Source organism: Actinoplanes sp. NPDC048967 (assembly GCF_040649415.1).
Classification (GTDB): domain Bacteria; phylum Actinomycetota; class Actinomycetes; order Mycobacteriales; family Micromonosporaceae; genus Actinoplanes.
Genome location: NZ_JBEZFL010000011.1, coordinates 199,959 through 216,205 on the forward strand (window position 1 = coordinate 199,959; position 16,247 = coordinate 216,205).

General features: G+C 72.3%; 12 protein-coding genes and 1 tRNA gene. 9 read left to right on the top strand and 4 right to left on the bottom strand.

Annotated elements, in window-relative coordinates; translation table 11 throughout:
* Positions 1-5: 5 nt before the first annotated feature.
* The 5 genes from AB0C12_RS37325 to AB0C12_RS37345 are packed head-to-tail and all read left to right on the top strand — an operon-like array spanning position 6 to position 5,468.
* A complete protein-coding gene (locus tag AB0C12_RS37325) occupies positions 6-1,130 on the top strand; it encodes an ABC transporter ATP-binding protein (RefSeq protein WP_360555136.1) in 1,125 nt (374 codons plus the stop codon).
* Positions 1,130-2,383 (top strand): spermidine/putrescine ABC transporter substrate-binding protein, encoded by a 1,254-nt coding sequence (locus AB0C12_RS37330; protein ID WP_360555407.1) that lies wholly within the window; start codon positions 1,130-1,132, stop codon positions 2,381-2,383. Before AB0C12_RS37325 ends, AB0C12_RS37330 begins: the two co-directional genes overlap by 1 nt.
* A gap of 3 nt (positions 2,384-2,386) precedes the next feature.
* Positions 2,387-3,250: an ABC transporter permease gene (locus tag AB0C12_RS37335; protein WP_360555137.1), complete on the top strand. Its 864-nt coding sequence runs from the start codon at positions 2,387-2,389 to the stop codon at positions 3,248-3,250.
* On the top strand, positions 3,247-4,074 hold the full coding sequence (locus tag AB0C12_RS37340; protein ID WP_360555138.1) for an ABC transporter permease: 828 nt from the start codon (positions 3,247-3,249) through the stop codon (positions 4,072-4,074). Before AB0C12_RS37335 ends, AB0C12_RS37340 begins: the two co-directional genes overlap by 4 nt.
* A 2-nt stretch (positions 4,075-4,076) precedes the next feature.
* Entirely contained in the window at positions 4,077-5,468 is a 1,392-nt protein-coding gene (locus AB0C12_RS37345; RefSeq protein WP_360555139.1) for an FAD-dependent oxidoreductase, read from the top strand.
* Between the two features lie 18 nt (positions 5,469-5,486).
* Here AB0C12_RS37345 and AB0C12_RS37350 read toward each other — a convergent pair whose 3' ends face one another.
* The gene (locus AB0C12_RS37350; protein WP_360555141.1) at positions 5,487-6,356 is read right to left on the bottom strand and encodes an alpha/beta hydrolase; all 870 of its coding nucleotides are present in this window, start codon (positions 6,354-6,356) and stop codon (positions 5,487-5,489) included.
* 70 nt (positions 6,357-6,426) lie between these two features.
* On the opposite strand from AB0C12_RS37350, the gene AB0C12_RS37355 reads away from it, so the two are divergent.
* Both AB0C12_RS37355 and AB0C12_RS37360 read left to right on the top strand, forming a co-directional pair.
* Entirely contained in the window at positions 6,427-9,801 is a 3,375-nt protein-coding gene (locus tag AB0C12_RS37355; protein WP_360555142.1) for a BTAD domain-containing putative transcriptional regulator, read from the top strand.
* Between the two features lie 156 nt (positions 9,802-9,957).
* On the top strand, positions 9,958-10,842 hold the full coding sequence (locus AB0C12_RS37360) for an MHYT domain-containing protein (RefSeq protein WP_360555144.1): 885 nt from the start codon (positions 9,958-9,960) through the stop codon (positions 10,840-10,842).
* Positions 10,843-10,994: 152 nt separating this feature from the next.
* Here the strand turns inward: AB0C12_RS37360 and AB0C12_RS37365 are convergent.
* From AB0C12_RS37365 to AB0C12_RS37375, 3 genes are all read right to left on the bottom strand, one after another.
* Positions 10,995-11,070, bottom strand: a tRNA-His gene (locus AB0C12_RS37365).
* A gap of 94 nt (positions 11,071-11,164) precedes the next feature.
* Entirely contained in the window at positions 11,165-11,755 is a 591-nt protein-coding gene (gene orn, locus AB0C12_RS37370; protein WP_360555146.1) for an oligoribonuclease, read from the bottom strand.
* A 303-nt stretch (positions 11,756-12,058) separates the two neighbouring features.
* Complete coding sequence (locus tag AB0C12_RS37375; RefSeq protein ID WP_360555148.1) at positions 12,059-12,874, bottom strand: hypothetical protein; 816 nt, start codon at positions 12,872-12,874, stop codon at positions 12,059-12,061.
* A gap of 10 nt (positions 12,875-12,884) precedes the next feature.
* Between AB0C12_RS37375 and AB0C12_RS37380 the strand changes: the two genes are divergently transcribed.
* A complete protein-coding gene (locus AB0C12_RS37380) occupies positions 12,885-13,199 on the top strand; it encodes a hypothetical protein (protein WP_360555150.1) in 315 nt (104 codons plus the stop codon).
* A 2,255-nt stretch (positions 13,200-15,454) separates the two neighbouring features.
* Positions 15,455-16,153, top strand: coding sequence for a hypothetical protein (locus AB0C12_RS37385; protein WP_360555152.1), 699 nt, complete (start codon positions 15,455-15,457; stop codon positions 16,151-16,153).
* Positions 16,154-16,247 lie beyond the last annotated feature (94 nt).

Genomic DNA, 16,247 nt, shown 5'->3' on the forward strand with positions numbered 1-16,247 from the left:
TATGAATGACCACTGGTGTTGACGAGGACCCCGGCCAACCGGCCATCGAGCTCGCCGGCGTGCACAAGGACTACCTGTCGCACGGCGAGACAGTGCAGGCCGTACGCCGGCTGGACCTGAAGATCGCGCAGAGCGAGTTCTTCTCGCTGCTGGGCCCGTCCGGCTGCGGCAAGACCACCACGATGCGGATGATCGCCGGCTTCGAGGAGCCCACCGGCGGCACGGTGTTCCTGAACGGCCGGGACGTCACCCGCGTCTCGCCCAACAAACGCGACGTCAACATGGTGTTCCAGTCGTACGCGTTGTTCCCGCACCTGAACGCGTACCAGAACGTGGCTTTCGGGTTGGAGCGCAAGAAGGTCGACAAGGCCGAGATCCGCCGCCGGTGCGGCGAGATCATGGAGATCGTCTCGCTGACCGGCATGGAGAAGCGGGCCCCGCGGGAGATGTCCGGCGGGCAGCAACAGCGGGTGGCGCTGGCCCGGGCGCTGGTCAACCGGCCCCGGGCGCTGCTGCTCGACGAGCCGCTGGGCGCGCTGGACCTCAAGCTGCGCCAGCAGATGCAGGTCGAGCTCAAGCGCATCCAGCGGGAGGTCGGCATCACCTTCGTCTACGTGACGCACGACCAGGGCGAGGCGCTGACCATGTCGGACCGCATCGCGGTCATGGACGCGGGCCGCATCGACCAGCTCGGCTCGCCGCGCGAGATCTACGAACGGCCGGCGACCCGCTTCGTGGCCGGCTTCATCGGCACCTCGAACCTGCTCGACGGCACGGTCGAGAGCATCACCGGCGACGTCGCCCGGCTGAGCTACGGCGAGGGCGAGCGGGTGCTGGTCCCGGTGAGCGGGGCCATGAAGGTCGGCGACGACCTCGAGGTGTCGGTGCGACCGGAGAAGATCGACCTGTCCCAGGAAACCCCCGCCGGGACCGGCACCAGCGTGCTCACCGGTGTGGTGACCGAGGTCGTCTACCACGGCACCTCGACCAACTACACGGTCAAGACCTCGGCCGGTCCCGACCTGGTGATCTTCGATCAGAACGCCTACTCCGCCGAGGACCTCGCCGGCCCCGGCGACCGCGTGTACCTCAGCTGGAGCCCTCAGCACTCTTACCCGATCGGAGTCTGATCGTGCAGTCGAACATCCCCGACCCCTCCCTGATCCGCGGCCTGACCCAGCGGCGGCTCGGTCGCCGCGACGCGTTGCGGGTGTCCGGCCTGTCGGCGTTCGCCATGGCGCTGGCCGCCTGCGGCGTCAAGGGCACCGGATCGACCGCGCCGAGCGCCCCCGCCCCCGACGCGGTGGCCAAGTACTGGGCCGGCAAGACCAGCAACGGCAACGTGAACTTCGCCAACTGGCCGCTCTACATGGACCCGAAGCAGCCGGAGCTGAAGAAGTTCACCAAGGCCACCGGCGTCACGGTGAAGTACCAGGAGGTCATCCAGGAGATGGGACCCTGGTTCGCCAAGGTCCAGCCGCAGCTCGCGGCCGGTCAGTCCATCGGCTACGACCTCATGGTGATCACCAACGGCATCCAGTTCAAGCAGTTCGTGGACTCCGGCTTCCTGGCCCCGCTGGACCACTCCAAGCTGCCGAACTACGTGGCCAACGCCGACCCGTCGTACGCGAACACCGCCTACGACAAGGGCAATGTCTACTCCGTGCCGTGGACCTCCGGGATCACCGGCATCGCGTACGACCCGAAGAAGATCACCCGGCCCATCACCAAGCTGGCCGACCTGTGGGACCCCGCGTTCAAGGGCAAGGTCGGGATGTACTCCGACACCCAGGAGCTGGCCAACTTCGGCCTGATGGCGCTCGGCCTCAACCCGGACGAGTCCACCCCGGAGGACTGGAAGAAGGCCGCCGAGAAGCTCAAGGAGCAGAAGAGCGCGGGCCTGGTGCGCAACTACTACGACCAGAGCTACGTGGACGCGCTCGGCAAGGGCGAGGTGTGGATCACCCAGGCCTGGTCCGGCGACATCTTCCAGAAGAACGTCTCCGACGGCACCGACTTCAAGTTCGTGATCCCGGAGGAGGGCGGCACGATCTGGACGGACAACTTCGCCATCCCGATCACCGCGCAGAACCCGCTGGACGCGATCAAGCTGATGGACTTCTTCTACGAGGTGGAGAACGCGGCCACGCTGGCCGAGTACATCAACTACGTCTGCCCGGTGCCGGCCGCGCAGGAACAGATCAAGAAGGACGCGGCCAAGCTGTCCGGCGACGACAAGGCAGCCATGGAGGCGGTCGCCTCCAGCCCGCTCGTCTTCCCGGCCCAGAGTGACTACGCGAAGCTGCACTACTACGTCGACTTCAAGTCGACCGCCGAGCAGCAGCAGTTCCAGAGCATCTTCGAACCGATCGTGCTGGCCTGAGCCGTGTCGCGTTCACGCCGGGTGCTCGCGCCCTACCTGCTGATCCTGCCGGGTGGCCTGTGGCTGCTGCTGTTCTTCGTGATCCCGATGGTGACGATGCTGTCGCTGTCACTGCAAGAGGGTGACGTCGTCTCCGGGTACGTGTTCACCGGCCACTGGCAGACCTACGTGGACGCGATCGGCAACTACCGCACCCAACTGGTCCGCTCGCTGATCTACGGAGCGATCACCACGGTCATCCTGATCGTGCTGGCGTTCCCGGTGGCGTACTGGATCGCCTTCTACGGTGGCCGGCGCAAGCCGACCTACCTGTTCCTGCTGCTGCTGCCGTTCTTCGTGTCGTTCGTGCTGCGCACCATCTCGTGGCGCTACATCCTCACCGACGAGGGCATGCTGCTCGGCCCGCTGAAGAGCGCCGGGCTGCTGCCGGACAGCTTCCACATCCTCGGCACCCCGGTGGCGGTGATCGGCGGGCTGGTCTACAACTTCCTGCCGTTCATGATCCTGCCGGTCTACGTGGCCCTGGAACGCATCGACCCGCGGGTGGTCGAGGCCGCCCGCGACCTGTACGCGGACCCGGCCACCGCCTTCCGCAAGGTGATCCTGCCGCTGGCCCTGCCCGGCGTCTTCGCCGGTGTGCTGATGACCTTCGTGCCGGCCAGCTCCGACTACGTCAACTCGGCGGTGCTGGGCAGCTCGTCGACCACGATGATCGGGCAGGTCATCCAGTCGCAGTACCTGACCAGCTCCAACTATCCGACCGCCTCGGCCCTGTCCTTCACGCTGATGGCGGTGCTGCTGATCGGGGTCTTCGCCTACGCCCGGGCCCTGGGCACGGAGGACGTGATGAAGGTGGCCGCGCGATGACCATGGTCGAGGACGCCCCCGCGGTCGCGCCGCGCCGGTCCCGGCTGACCGGCGGGCGGGCCCTGTACATCTACACCTGGGTGATCATCGCGTGGCTGACGCTGCCGGTGCTCATCATGATCCTGTTCGGCTTCAACGACACCCCGGGCCGCTACAACCAGACCTGGGAGGGCTTCACCCTCAAGTGGTACGGCCGGGTCTTCGCGCTCGACGAGCTGACCAAGGCCCTGGTGATCTCGCTGGTCGTCGCGGTGCTCACCGCGGTCGTCGCGGGTGCGCTGGGCACCGGCATCGGCTACGCGCTGGGCCGCTACCGGTTCCGCGGCTCGGGCACGGTCAACCTGATCATGTTCGCCACCATGTCCTCCCCCGAGCTGGTGATGGGCGCCTCGCTGCTGACGCTCTTCGTCTCCCTGGGGGTCGGACTCGGCGCCACGACGATCACGATCGCGCACATCATGTTCTCGATCTCGTTCGTCGCGGTGGTGGTGCGGGCCCGGGTGCTGACCCTGGACCGCTCGGTCGAGGAGGCCGCGGCGGACCTCGGGGCCAGCCCGTGGACCACGTTCTGGCGGATCACCTTCCCGATCATCATGCCCGCGGTGATGTCCGGCATGCTGCTGGCCTTCGCCCTGAGCATCGACGACTTCGTGGTCACCAACTTCACCGCGGGCACCACCACGACGTTCCCGCTGTGGATCTGGGGCGCCACCCGGGTCGGTCTGCCGCCGCAGGTCAACGTGATGGGCACGCTGATCTTCGTGGGCGGGGTGCTGATCGCGGTGGTGAGCAGCATCCGGTCGCGGCCGCGGAAGAACTCCTGAGCATGGTGGCGCGCGCGCTCGCCGACGCGGTGCCCGAGCCCTACTGGCTCGCTCAGGCGGGCGCGCCGCCGGCCGCCGACCCGCTGGACGGGATCGAAGCGGCGGACCTGGCCGTGGTCGGCGCCGGCTACAGCGGGCTGTGGACGGCGCTGCTGGCCAAGGAACGCGACCCCGGGCGCGACGTCGTGGTGATCGAGGCCGGTACGGCGGGCTGGGCGGCCTCCGGGCGCAACGGCGGGTTCTGCGCGGCCAGCCTCACCCACGGCTTCGACAACGGACTGAGCCGCTTCCCCGACGAGATGGACACCCTCGAACGGCTCGGCCGGGCCAACCTGGACGGCATCGAGCAGACCGTCCACCGGTACGGGATCGAGTGCGACTTCGCCCGTACCGGGGAGCTCAACGTGGCGACCGCGGACTGGCAGGTACGGGAGCTGGCCGCGTACCACGCCGAGGCGACCGCCCGCGGGCTGGACGTCACGCTGCTGGACCGCGACCAGGTCCGCGCCGAGGTCGACTCCCCCACCTATCTCGGCGGGGTCTGGGACCGTACCGGCTGCGCGATGGTCGACCCGGCCCGCCTGGTCTGGGGACTGCGCCGGGCCTGCCTGGAGCTGGGCGTCCGGATCCACGAGAACTCCCCGGTCGAGCGGATCAGCACCACCCGTACCGGCCTCAGCCTGCACACCTGGCGCGGCCGGCTGGACGCGGCGAAGGTCGCCCTGGCCACCGGCGCGCACGGCAACCTGCTGCGCCGCCTGCGCCACTATGTCGTCCCGATCTACGACTACGTGCTGATGACCGAGCCGCTGACCGCCACGCAGCTCGCCTCGGTGGGCTGGCAGCGGCGCCAGGGGGTGGGCGACGCGGGCAACCAGTTCCACTACTACCGGCTCACCGCGGACAACCGGATCCTGTGGGGTGGCTACGACGCGATCTACTACCGGGGCGGGCGGATCAGCCCGGAACGCGACCAGCGCGAAGCCACCTTCGCGGTGCTGGCCGAGCACTTCGCGCAGACCTTCCCGCAGCTGGAAGGCGTGCGTTTCACGCACAAGTGGGGCGGTGTCATCGACACGTGCAGCCGGTTCAGCGGGTTCTTCGGTACGGCGCACAGCGGGCGGCTCGCGTACGCGGTGGGTTACACCGGGCTGGGCGTGGGAGCCACCCGCTTCGGCGCCGACGTGATGCTGGACCTGCTCACCGGCGAACGGACCGAGCTGACCCGGCTGAAGATGGTGCGCCGCAAACCGGTGCCGTTCCCGCCGGAACCGGTGCGGTCCGGGGTGATCGAGCTGACCCGCTGGTCGATCGCCCGGGCCGACGCCCACGAGGGCCGCCGCAACGTCTGGCTGCGCACTCTGGACAAGGTCGGCCTCGGCTTCGACTCCTGACATCGGCCGCCCGGTCCGCTACCGGCTCAGCAGACCGCGCAACGCCTTGACCACCTCGGCCGGGGCCTCCTCCGCCATGTAGTGGCCGCACGAGACCGTACGGTGTTCCAGGTCCGGCGCCCAGGCCCGCCAGATGCCCGCCGCGTCGAAGCCCAACGCCGCGCCCCAGTCCTGCTGCAGCACCGTGACCGGCATCCGCAGCTGATTGCCCGCGGCCCGGTCGGCGCGGTCGTGCTCCACGTCGACGCCGGCCGAGGCGCGGTAGTCGGCCACGATCGACGGAACCGCCTCGCGGCAGGCCCGCAGATACTCGGCACGAATCTCGGGCGGGATCGCCTGCGGGTCCTGGGTCCAGATGTCGAGGAAGTGGCCGAAGAAGGCGTCCGGGGCGGCCCCGATCAGCTCCTCGGGCAGCCCGGACGGTTGCGCCATCAGGTACAGGTGGAAACCCACCGCGGCGCTGACGCCGTGCATGACGTCCCACATGTCCAGCGTCGGGAGCACGTCCAGCGAGGCGAGGTGGGTGACCGCTTCCGGATGGTCGAGCCCGGCCCGGATGGCGACCAGTGCGCCACGGTCGTGCCCGGCCAGGGCGAATCGGTCGTGGCCCAGCGCGCGGGCCAGCGCCACGATGTCGGCGGCCATGGTCCGCTTCGCGTACGCGTCGCCGGCGGGCTTGTCGCTCGCGCCGTAGCCACGCAGGTCGGGGCAGATGACGGTGTGGTCGGCCGCGAGGTCGGCGGCGACGTGCCGCCACATCAGGTGGGTCTGCGGGAAGCCGTGCAGCAGCACGATCGGGCTGCCCGAGCCGCCGACCGCGACGTTGAGCGCCACGTCCTCGGCGACGGTGACCCGCTGGTAGTCGAATCCGGTGATCGAAAGGTTCATGCCGGCCAGGCTGCCCGGGCGGGATCAGCAGTGGATGAGCAGCGGATCAACACGCTGCTTAGATGGGGTCATGGTGGCCTTCGGCGTGCTCGGACCCGTGCGGGCGAGCACCGCGCTGGGCCCCGTACCGCTGAAGGGTCCCCGGCACCGGGCCGTGCTGGCCCGCCTGCTGATCGCCCGCGGCCGGGTCGTGCCGGTCGACCTGCTGGTCGACGACCTGTGGGAGCAGCCCCCGCCGGGGGCGGTCCCGGCTCTGCGCACGTTCGTGTCGGACCTGCGCCGGGCCCTGGAGCCCGACCGCCCACCGCGGCAACCGGCCCGGCTGCTGGTCACCGCGCCGCCGGGGTACGCGCTGACGGCCGCCCCGGACGCGGTGGACGCCTGGCGGTTCGAGGCGGTGGTGCTCGCGGCGGGCGACCTGCTCGCCGCCGGGGACGCGGCCCGGGCGCTGGCCGAGCTGGACGCGGCGCTCGCGCTCTGGCAGGGACCCGCGTACGCGGAGTACGCCGACCAGCACTGGGCCCGCGCCGAGACCGACCGCCTCGACGAACTCCGCATGCTGGCGACCGAACGCCGCGCCGAGGCCCTACTCGCCCTGGACCGGGCCGCCGATGCCGCCTCCGATCTGCAAGCCCACGCCACCGCCCAGCCGTTGCGCGAGGACGCCTGGCACCTGCTGGCCACCGCCCTCTACCGGTCCGGACGTCAGGGCGAGGCGCTGGCCGCCCTCCGCCGGATCCGCACGACGCTGGCGACCGAGCTCGGCGTGGATCCTGGCCCGCGCCTGCGCAAGCTGGAGGCCGACATCCTGGCCCAGGCGCCGCACCTGAGCCCGTTCTCACCCGTCGCGCCGCCCGGGCTCGGCACGTCGCCGGGACCCGCCGCGCCGCCCGGAGCGGCCACGCCGCCGGGCCCTGCCGCGTCACCTGGGTCCGTCGCGTCGCCTGGGCCGGCCACGCCGCCGGGTCCTGCCGCGTCGCCCGGGCCCGGCGCGTCGCCCGGGCCCGCCGCGTCGCCCGGGCCCGCCGCGTCGCCGGGGCCCGTCGGTTTGCCCGGGTTCGTCGCGTCGCTTGGACCGGGGCTAGTGGGCCGTGAGGACGAGCTGGCCCAGCTGGTGCGGGCGGCCGAGGGCGTCGCCGCGCGCGGCCGGTCCGGGCTCGCGCTGATCTCCGGGGAGGCCGGTGCCGGCAAGACCGCCCTGGCCGAGGCGCTGACCCACCGACTGGCCGAGCTCGGCTGGACGGCCACCTGGGGACGCAGCCCAGACTACGAGGGCGCGCCGGTGACCTGGCCGCACCAGCAGGACGCGCCGGGGCCGGCCGGGGATCCCGCTGTGGCCCGGCTCCGGCGGCGGCAGGCTGCGGTGGCCCAGCTGACCGCGCCCGCGGCGCACGGGCCGGTGCTGCTGGTCGCCGACGACCTGCACCTGGCCGATGAGGCGACACTGGATCTGGTCGCCGCGCTGGCGGTGGAGCCGGTGCCGGTGCTCGTGGTGGGGACGTTCCGGGCCACCGAGATCACGGCGGAGCTGACGGCGGCGTTGGCCCGGTTCGCTCGGAGCGAGCCGGTGCGGGTTTACCTGAGCGGGCTTGATGAGGTGGGGACGGCGGCGTTGGCCCGTACCGTCGCCGGGGCCGGCCTGGACGCGCCGGCTGCGCGGCTGATCCATCGCCGGAGCGGCGGTAACCCGTTCTTCGTGCGCGAGCTGGCGCGGCTGGTCGTCGCCGAGGGCGAAGCGGCCCTGGAGCAGGTGCCGGCCGGGGTTCGCGACGTCATCCGGCACCGCCTCGCCCGGCTCCCTGAGCCCGCGCAGACCGTACTGCGGCAGGCCTCGGTGCTCGGCCGTGACGTGGACGCGGATGTGTTGGCCGCACTCCCGGGGCTGGCCGACGACGCCTTGGACGGCCTCGACGCCGGTCTGCGGGCCGGTCTGCTCGCCGAGGACGGGCCTGGTGGGCAGCTCAGGTTCACCCACGTGCTGATTCGGGACACGGTTTACGGGGACCTGTCCGCGTTGCGCCGCGCTCATTGGCATGCCGCCGCGGGGGCGGTGCTGGAACGGCTGCGTCCGGAGGACGTCACTGCGCTTGCCCATCACTTCGCCCGCGCGGGGACGCCGGGCACCGCGGCGCGGGCTGCCCATTACAGCGGGGCGGCGGCTGAGCTGGCGGAACGTGGTTCACGGCCGCATGAGGCGGTTCGGTTGTGGCGGCAGGCCCTGGACGCGTACGACCGCGGTGCACAGGCGGACGGCGGCCCCGGCCGGCTCGCTGACGGCGGCCCGGGTTCGTCGGCCGACCGCGGCCCCGGCCGGCTCGCTGACGGCGGCCCGGGGCGGTTGGCGGTCGACCGGGGGCGGTTGGCAGCTGTCATGGGGCTCGGGCGGGCCTTGGCTGTGACCGGGCATCTGGATGAGGCGCGCCGGCACCGGGCCGAGGCCGTCGCCGCCGTCCGGCAGATCGACGACCCGGACCTGGCCGCGAGCGTCCTCGCCGCCTTCGACGTGCCGGCGGCCTGGACCCGCAACGACGACGACCGGCTCTCCGAGCAGATCGTCGAGCTGGCCGAACGCACCCTGGCCGCCCTCGGCCCGGACCGGCCGGAGCAGCGCGGCCGGCTGCTCAGCACGATCGCGCTGGAGCTGCGCGGCACCACCACCGACCGCGGGGAACGGGCAGCGCGGGAGGCCGAGGCCATCGCCCGGCGGACCGGGGATCCGGGGCTGCTGGCGTTCGCGCTCAACGCGCGGTTCATGCACACGTTCAGCCGGACCGGGCTGGCTCGGGAGCGGGCCGGGATCGGCGCTGAACTGGTCGCGGTGGCCGCCCGGCAGGAACTGGTCACTTTCGAGGTGCTCGGTCACCTGATCCTGGTCCAGGCGCACAGCGCGCTCGGTGAGCCCGCCGTCGCCGACGCCCACGCGCAGGCGGCCGACCAGCTCGCCGAACGCTACGACCTGCCACTGGTCGGGGTGCTGACCCAGTGGTACCGCGCGCTGCGGCTCGCCCTGCACGGCCGGACCGGCGAGGCGGCGGTCGCGTACCGGGCGGCTCAGGTCAGGTTGAACGGCAGCGGCATGCCGGGGATGGCGGACGGGCTGCTTGCGCTGGCGCTGCTCAGCCTGGACCTGGACGGTGCGCCGGATGGCGACTTCGGCCCGTACGAGCCTTGGGCCCGGCCCTTGGTGCTGCTGGCCCGCGGCAGCCGGCAGCGGGCGGCCGCCGCCCTGCGCGCGGTCCCCGAGTCGCCGCACGATCTGTTGTGGGAGGCGCGACTGTGTCTGGTCGCCCGCGCCGCCCGGGCACTCGACGATCAGGACATGCTCGCCCGGGTCCGCGCGGAACTCCGCCCAGCCGCCGGTGAGCTCGCCGGAGCCGGCAGCGGCGTGATCACCCTCGGTCCAGTCACCGATTACCTGGGGCAACAAGCGCCTCGTCCGTCCTGACCGATCGTTCCGGTCGACGGTCACCCCGGGGCTCCGATCAGTCAGGAATGCCCCCTACCAACGTCGATTTCCGGCCCGGGCGCCCTTCATCGCGATGCCGAACGCGAATAAGCCAGGAAGGATGCATCGGTAGGTCGATCAAGGGAGTGACCAGGCATGGCGCAGATCCACCACTTCGAGCACGGCTGGCTGACGCCGACGTTCAGCTACACGCTGTCCGTGCTGGGCTCACTGCTCGGGCTGGTGTGCGCCGTCCGGCTGCGCACGGCGCCGAGCGCCGGCTGGCGCGCCTGGTGGCTCACCCTCGCGGCGGTCGCGATCGGCGGCACCGGCATCTGGACCATGCACTTCGTGGCGATGCTGGGCTTCAGCGTGGTGGGCATGCCGATCCGGTACGACGTCCCGGTGACCGCCCTGAGCGCCCTGATCGCCATCGGCGCCGTCGCCATCGGCCTGTCGATCGCCGCCCGCGGCACCAAGGTCCAGGGCGCCCGCCTGATCATCGGCGGCCTCTTCGCCGGCCTGGGCGTGGCCGCGATGCACTTCACGGGCATGTACGCGATGCACCTCGACGGCACCATCGACTACATGACCAGCCGCGTGGTGGCGGCGGTGGTGATCGCGGTGGTGGCGGCGACCGTGGCGCTGTGGCTGGCCATGACGGTCCAGCGCCCCCTGGCGATCGTGGCGTCGGCGCTGGTCATGGGCATCGCGGTCAACGGCATGCACTTCACGGGCATGTCGGCCATGTCGGTCCAGCCGGACCCCGCGGCGACCGGCGCGTCGGTGACGGGAGCGAGCGCGAGCACGTTGCTCATCCCGATCGGCCTGACGGTGATCTTCGGCGTCCTGGGCCTGGTGTACGCCCTGATGGCGGCGCCGAACGAGGAGGACCGGGCGGCGGCCGCGTACCTGGCCGCGCGGCTGGAGCGAGAGAACGACGACGACCTGTACGAGCCGGCGCCGCAGCAGGGACCTAACGGGCGGCGGATGCCGACGGGTGGGGCTGCGTGGACTTTCCGGGATCGCGCGGGCCAGTAGCCGCGGCCTTTTCCCACGGGCGTCGATCATTTGCTGATCGGCGCCCATCGCGCACTTCAGCCTGCCGACCGGCCTCATCAGCGACCCCGGCGCGCCCAGACGGCGGAAGGGCCAGCCGCATTACGCGACTGACCCTTCCGACCCGACTGCTCTGGGGTGACCGACGGGACTTGAACCCGCGACCCCCGGGACCACAACCCGGTGCTCTACCAGCTGAGCTACGACCACCATGCCGCCTTGCCGCGGAACCCCGCGACGCGTGCCGGACAAGCATAGCGGCAGCACCCACCGAGTCGTCGACCGGGTTACCGCTCGGCGTGGCTCAGAGCTCCGCCGCGATCGCCCGGGCCTGGTCGACGTCCGGGCCCGGCAGCGGCACGAACACCGTGCGGCGGTAGTACTCGAGCTCGCGGATACTCTCGCGGATGTCGGCGAGGGCCCGGTGCGCCAGGCCCTTCTGCGGCTGGCCGAAGTACACCCGCGGATACCAGCGGCGGGCCAGCTCCTTGATCGAGGAGACGTCGATCATGCGGTAGTGCAGGAAGTCGTCCAGCGCCGGCATGTCGCGGGCCAGGAAACCCCGGTCGGTGGCGATGGAATTGCCACACAGCGGCGCCGAGCGGGGATTGGGCACAAACTGCTTGATGTACGCGAGGACGGCCTCTTCGGCCTCCGCCATGGTGACGGTGGAACGGCGTACCTCGTCGGTGAGGCCGGACTTGGCGTGCATGTCGCGCACGACCTCCGGCATCGCGTCCAGCGCCGCGTCGTCGGCATGGATGACGAGGTCGATGCCGTCGCCGAGAACGTCGAGATCGGGACCGGTCACCAATGCGGCCACCTCGATCAGGGCATCTTTGCCCAGGTCGAGACCCGTCATCTCACAGTCGATCCACACCAGAAGATCCGCCACCCGCTCAGCCTACGCGCCGGGCGGAAACCGTGTCGCCGCGTCCGCCGTACCCGCCCGCCGGGGACACCACACCAGCGCCGGGCACGTTCACCCTGGATTGTCCGTATTAGCCCCAGGACTACCCAGTTCGCCCGTCCAAGGGTTAAAGTGTGCTTAACGGACGAAGGCCCCCTTCGGTTACTCCGTTCCCCCGGTAAAAGGGCCCTCCGCGTCGGCAGCGCGGAGGGCCCTTTTTCGAATATCTGAAGTTCTAAGGGCGGCCGCGGCCCTCCCGGGTCACGGCCGCCCCAGCTTTGCGCCCGGTCAGTCCTTCGAACGCGAGCCACCCTTACGCGGCGGCCGGGTGACCTTGATCGGCGGCTCCTGGGTAGCCGGATCAGGCGCGGGAAGTCCGGAAGCAGTGACATTCTTCCGCCGCCGCCGAGCGGCCGAGTCACCCCCGAGCAGCTCCGCAACCTCAGCCTTGTACGCCGCCAGCCGCGAAAGCGAACCGTCCGGCTTGCGCTTGCCCTTGTCCGCCTCGGCCTGGCCAACCTCAGCCTTGCCTGCCTCAGCCTGGCCCGCCTCGACCTGGCCAACCTCAGCCTTGCCTGCCTCAGCCTTGCCCGCCTCGACCTGGCCAGCCTGAGCCTTGCCCGCCTCGACCTTGTCCCGCTCGGCCTTGTCCGCTTCGACCTGGTGCGCCTTGGCCTTGTCAGCGTCAGCCCCGGTCGACTTGGCTTTATCGGTCGCTTCCGCACCAACGGCCGGGCGGGTGTCAGCCAGCCCGGCATCCGCCGGGCGGGTGTCCGCCGCGCGGGCGTCGGCCGGGCGGGCGTCGGCCGGGCGGGTGTCGGCCGGGCGGGCGTCGGCCGGGCGGGCGTCGGCCGGGCGGGTGTCGGCCGGGCGGGCGTCGGCCGGGCGGGCGTCGGCCGGGCGGGTGACAGTGTTCGGCTGCGCCTGCGCGCTGGTCGGACGGGCACGCTGCTCGGCGATGTGCGGATCGGAATTCCCCGCCTTGACCGGCTCCGCCGCGGCCGTCTCCGCCTGGTTCGCCTCGGCCCGGATCCGCTCCGCCTGCATCGGCTCCGACCGCGTCGTCGCTGGTTTCGTCGGCTCGGCCTGTGTCGTCTGAGCCACAGTCGGCTCCGTGCGCGGGGCCGGGCTGCTCGGCGTGTTCTGCCTCGCTGCGGGCCACGCCGGCGGCGTGCGGCCGGCGGTCGCCTGCTGGTCCGTGGTCGCGGCGGCGGCCGGAGGCCGAACCGTCGTGGTGGCGTTACCCGAGCTGGACGGCACCGGCTCGCGGTCCGGGTCGGCCGGGCGGGACGGGCCGGGTACCGACGGGCGCGGATTCGCGGGAGTAGTCGGCGGGACCGGGGTCGGCCCCGTCGGTGCCGGTCTGGTCGGGGTCGGCGCGGTGCCTCCCGGTCCCGGCTGCGCCTGGGCCTGCGCTGCGACCGGCTGAGATCCGGAGCTCACCGGTCCGGAAGCTCCGCCGGACGCAGTGGGAGCGACGTGGTGCGGCTGCGGCGTAGCGGCCGACGACGTCCGGGCCGAGCCGGTCGGCTGGGTCGGGGTCGTCGTTCCGCCGGGCGCGACCGGGTTCGCACTCGATGCCGCGGGCTGGGCCGGAGCTGCTTGAGTGCCGGGCCGGGCGGCCGGGGCTTCCGGCCGGATCGCCGTCGTTGCCGGCTCGGGCTGGGCAGCCTTCGCCGCGCCCCGGGGCTGAACTTGCTCGGTCGCCGGTCGACCGGGCTCGGCCGGCGCGGAAACGGGTCCTGCCGGCTTCGCCGTCGATGCCGGGACAGCGGGGCGCGGTGTCGTCGGCGCGGTCCGGGCGTTTCCCGCCGGGGTGCCCTTGTCCGGAGCTGATGCCTTGGCCGCCGGGCTGGTGGTGCCCGGGGCCGTTGCCGCGGCCGAGCCGTCACCCGAGGCGGCCGGTCGGCCGGCAGCAGGCTTGTCCTCGGGGCGGCGCGACGCGGTCGCTGCCTGGTCGGCGTTCTTGAGCTGGTTCCTGGTCAGGCCGACCCGCCCGGAGTCCGCGCGGGTCAGGCCGGTGGCCGCCCATCCCGGCGAGGAAGACCCGCCGAACAGGGCGTTCCGCGGCGTGGCATCCGCCGGCCGCGCGGCCTTGGCCGGTGCAACCGCATCGGAGCCGACATCCGCCGTCGCGGCGTCGGGCTCGCGGGAAGCACCATCTCCCCCGGAAGCAGCACGCGGACCCGTAACACCCTTGGGCGCAGCCGCTGCGGTGGAGTCAGCAGCCTTGGCCGCCGGAGCCTCAGACGAAGAGCCAGCCACTCGAGCGGCGGTGGCCGAAGGCAAACCAGCCGCCGCCTGGGACGCCGCGGCAGCGGGCAAGTCACCAGCCGCATCGGAAGCAGCAGCTTGGGGCGAAGCACCGGCGACCTGAGACCCGGCAGCTTCGGATGAGCCACCAGCGGTCCGGGAAGCGGCAGCCGGAGCGGACCCACCAGCTGCGTGAGATCCGGCAGCCTCGGGGGAAGCACCGGCCACCTCAGACCCGGCCGCTTCGGGCGAGCCACCAGCAGCCCGGGAAGCGACAGCCGGAGCGGACCCACCAGCTGCGCGAGACCCGGCAGAATCGGGCGAGCCACCAGCAGCCCGGGAAGCGGCAGCCGGAGCGGACCCACCAGCTGCGCGAGACCCGGCAGAATCGGGCGAAGCACCGGCCACCTGAGACCCGGCCGCTTCCGGCGAGCCACCAGCGGCCCGGGAAGCGGCAGCCGCAGTGGACCCACCAGCTGCGTGAGATCCGGCAGCCTCGGGGGAAGCACCGGCCACCTGAGACCCGGCCGCTTCGGGCGAGCCACCAGCAGCCCGGGAAGCGGCAGCCGGAGCGGACCCACCAGCTACGCGAGACCCGGCAGCCGAGGAGGGTCCGCCAGCAGCCGGCGAAGCGGCAGCTTCGGACGAGCCCACCGCCGCCTTCGCCGGGGATTCCTCCGGCTTCGCCGCAGCAGCAGCCCGGACAGCCGCAGCACCCGCAGCAGTGGCCCGTAGCGCAGCACCGCTGGCCACAGCTGCCTGGGACGCCGCAGACCCCTGCCCGACCTCAGCCGACGACGGCGACTCCGGCGATTCCGGCGAGGCAGCAGCCGCCTGCTCAGCCGAAGGCGAGACCGGCGACTGCGTCTCGGCCGGTTTCCCGACCCCCTGCGGGGTGTTCAAGCTCTCGGACGTAGCCGTCGGCTTACGAGCCGCGTTGATCGCCGCCGCCGCCCGTACCTCGGTCTCGCGGGCCCGGGCCGCCGCCGTCTCGGCCACCCACGCCCCCACCGCTGATGCTTCGAAGATCGGGAGGTTGGTCGGCTGCGGAGTCGCTGGGCGGCGCCGGCCCTGGCGGTCGGTTCCACGGCCGAACAGCGGGTCGTTCAGCGGCGACGGGTCGGCCGCCGAGCCCGGGGCCGGACGGTTCGCGATGAGGTCGAGCGGCTCACCGGGAGCCGGCGTCGGCTCGACGGACGCGGCGGTCTCGACCATTTCGGCGGCGGGGCGGGCTGCCGGGGCCGCGGAACCGCCGGAGGCCGACGCGCCGACCTGGGCGGGGGCCGGCGACGTCATCGTCGCGGCGGCCGGCATCGGGATCGCCGCGCCGCGGCCGGAAGACGGCCGCGAGGACGAGGACGGCGGCCAGGTCATCGGCGGGCGGGATCGCGGCTGCGAGTCCGCCAGGGTGCGGGGGCGGTGGGTGCCCGCATGCCGGCCACCACCCGTACGGCTCAGGGGCAGGGGCGCGCCGATCGCCTGCATCAGGTCCGGGACCTGGCTCGGTTCGACCACGTAGACGACCTCGCGGCGGCGGGACGGCCAGCCCAGGACGATCATGCCGATCATCACCAGGAGACTGCCCAGGATCAGCAGGGCCCATGTGGCCTGGTTCAGCCAGCCGGGCAGGATGCTGGCCGAGCTTTCCAGGCGTACGCCGGGCTGGGCCGCCGGGTTCATCACCACCAGGCTGTAGCGGGTGTCGCGCAGCTCGCTCGGGTTCCAGTCGAGGGTGCCCGTGCCCGCCGTCAGCCAGAAGGTCTGCCGGCCCGGCAGCTGTTCCGGGGCGATGGTGCCCGGGCGCAGTTTGCCGGTCACCGGCAGCGCGCCGGTGCCCAGGTCGATCGAGGAGACCGCGATGTGCGGGACGTCGGCCAGGTAGCGGTCGACCGCCGCGGCCGGGGCGATGCCCAGGAACGCCGGTGCGCCGCTGGACTCGGCGGTCAGGCGCAGGCGGGTGTCGCCGAGCCGGACGAACGGGGCGTCCTTGCGGAGCAGCCCGTCGAAGTCGTCGACGACCAGGGCGTACCCGGATGTGGCCACGCGCTGCAGGTCGCCGGTGAAGGCGCCGCCCGGGTCGCGGTGCTGCATGGCGGCCCAGAATGCGGACCCCACCAGCAGCGTCGGTAGTCCGGCTGTCAGCAACAGCATGCCGAGGATCGTGCGGAACACCCGCATCTCGATCTCCCCCTTCTCGGTGGTACTGCGCAGACCATACAGACCG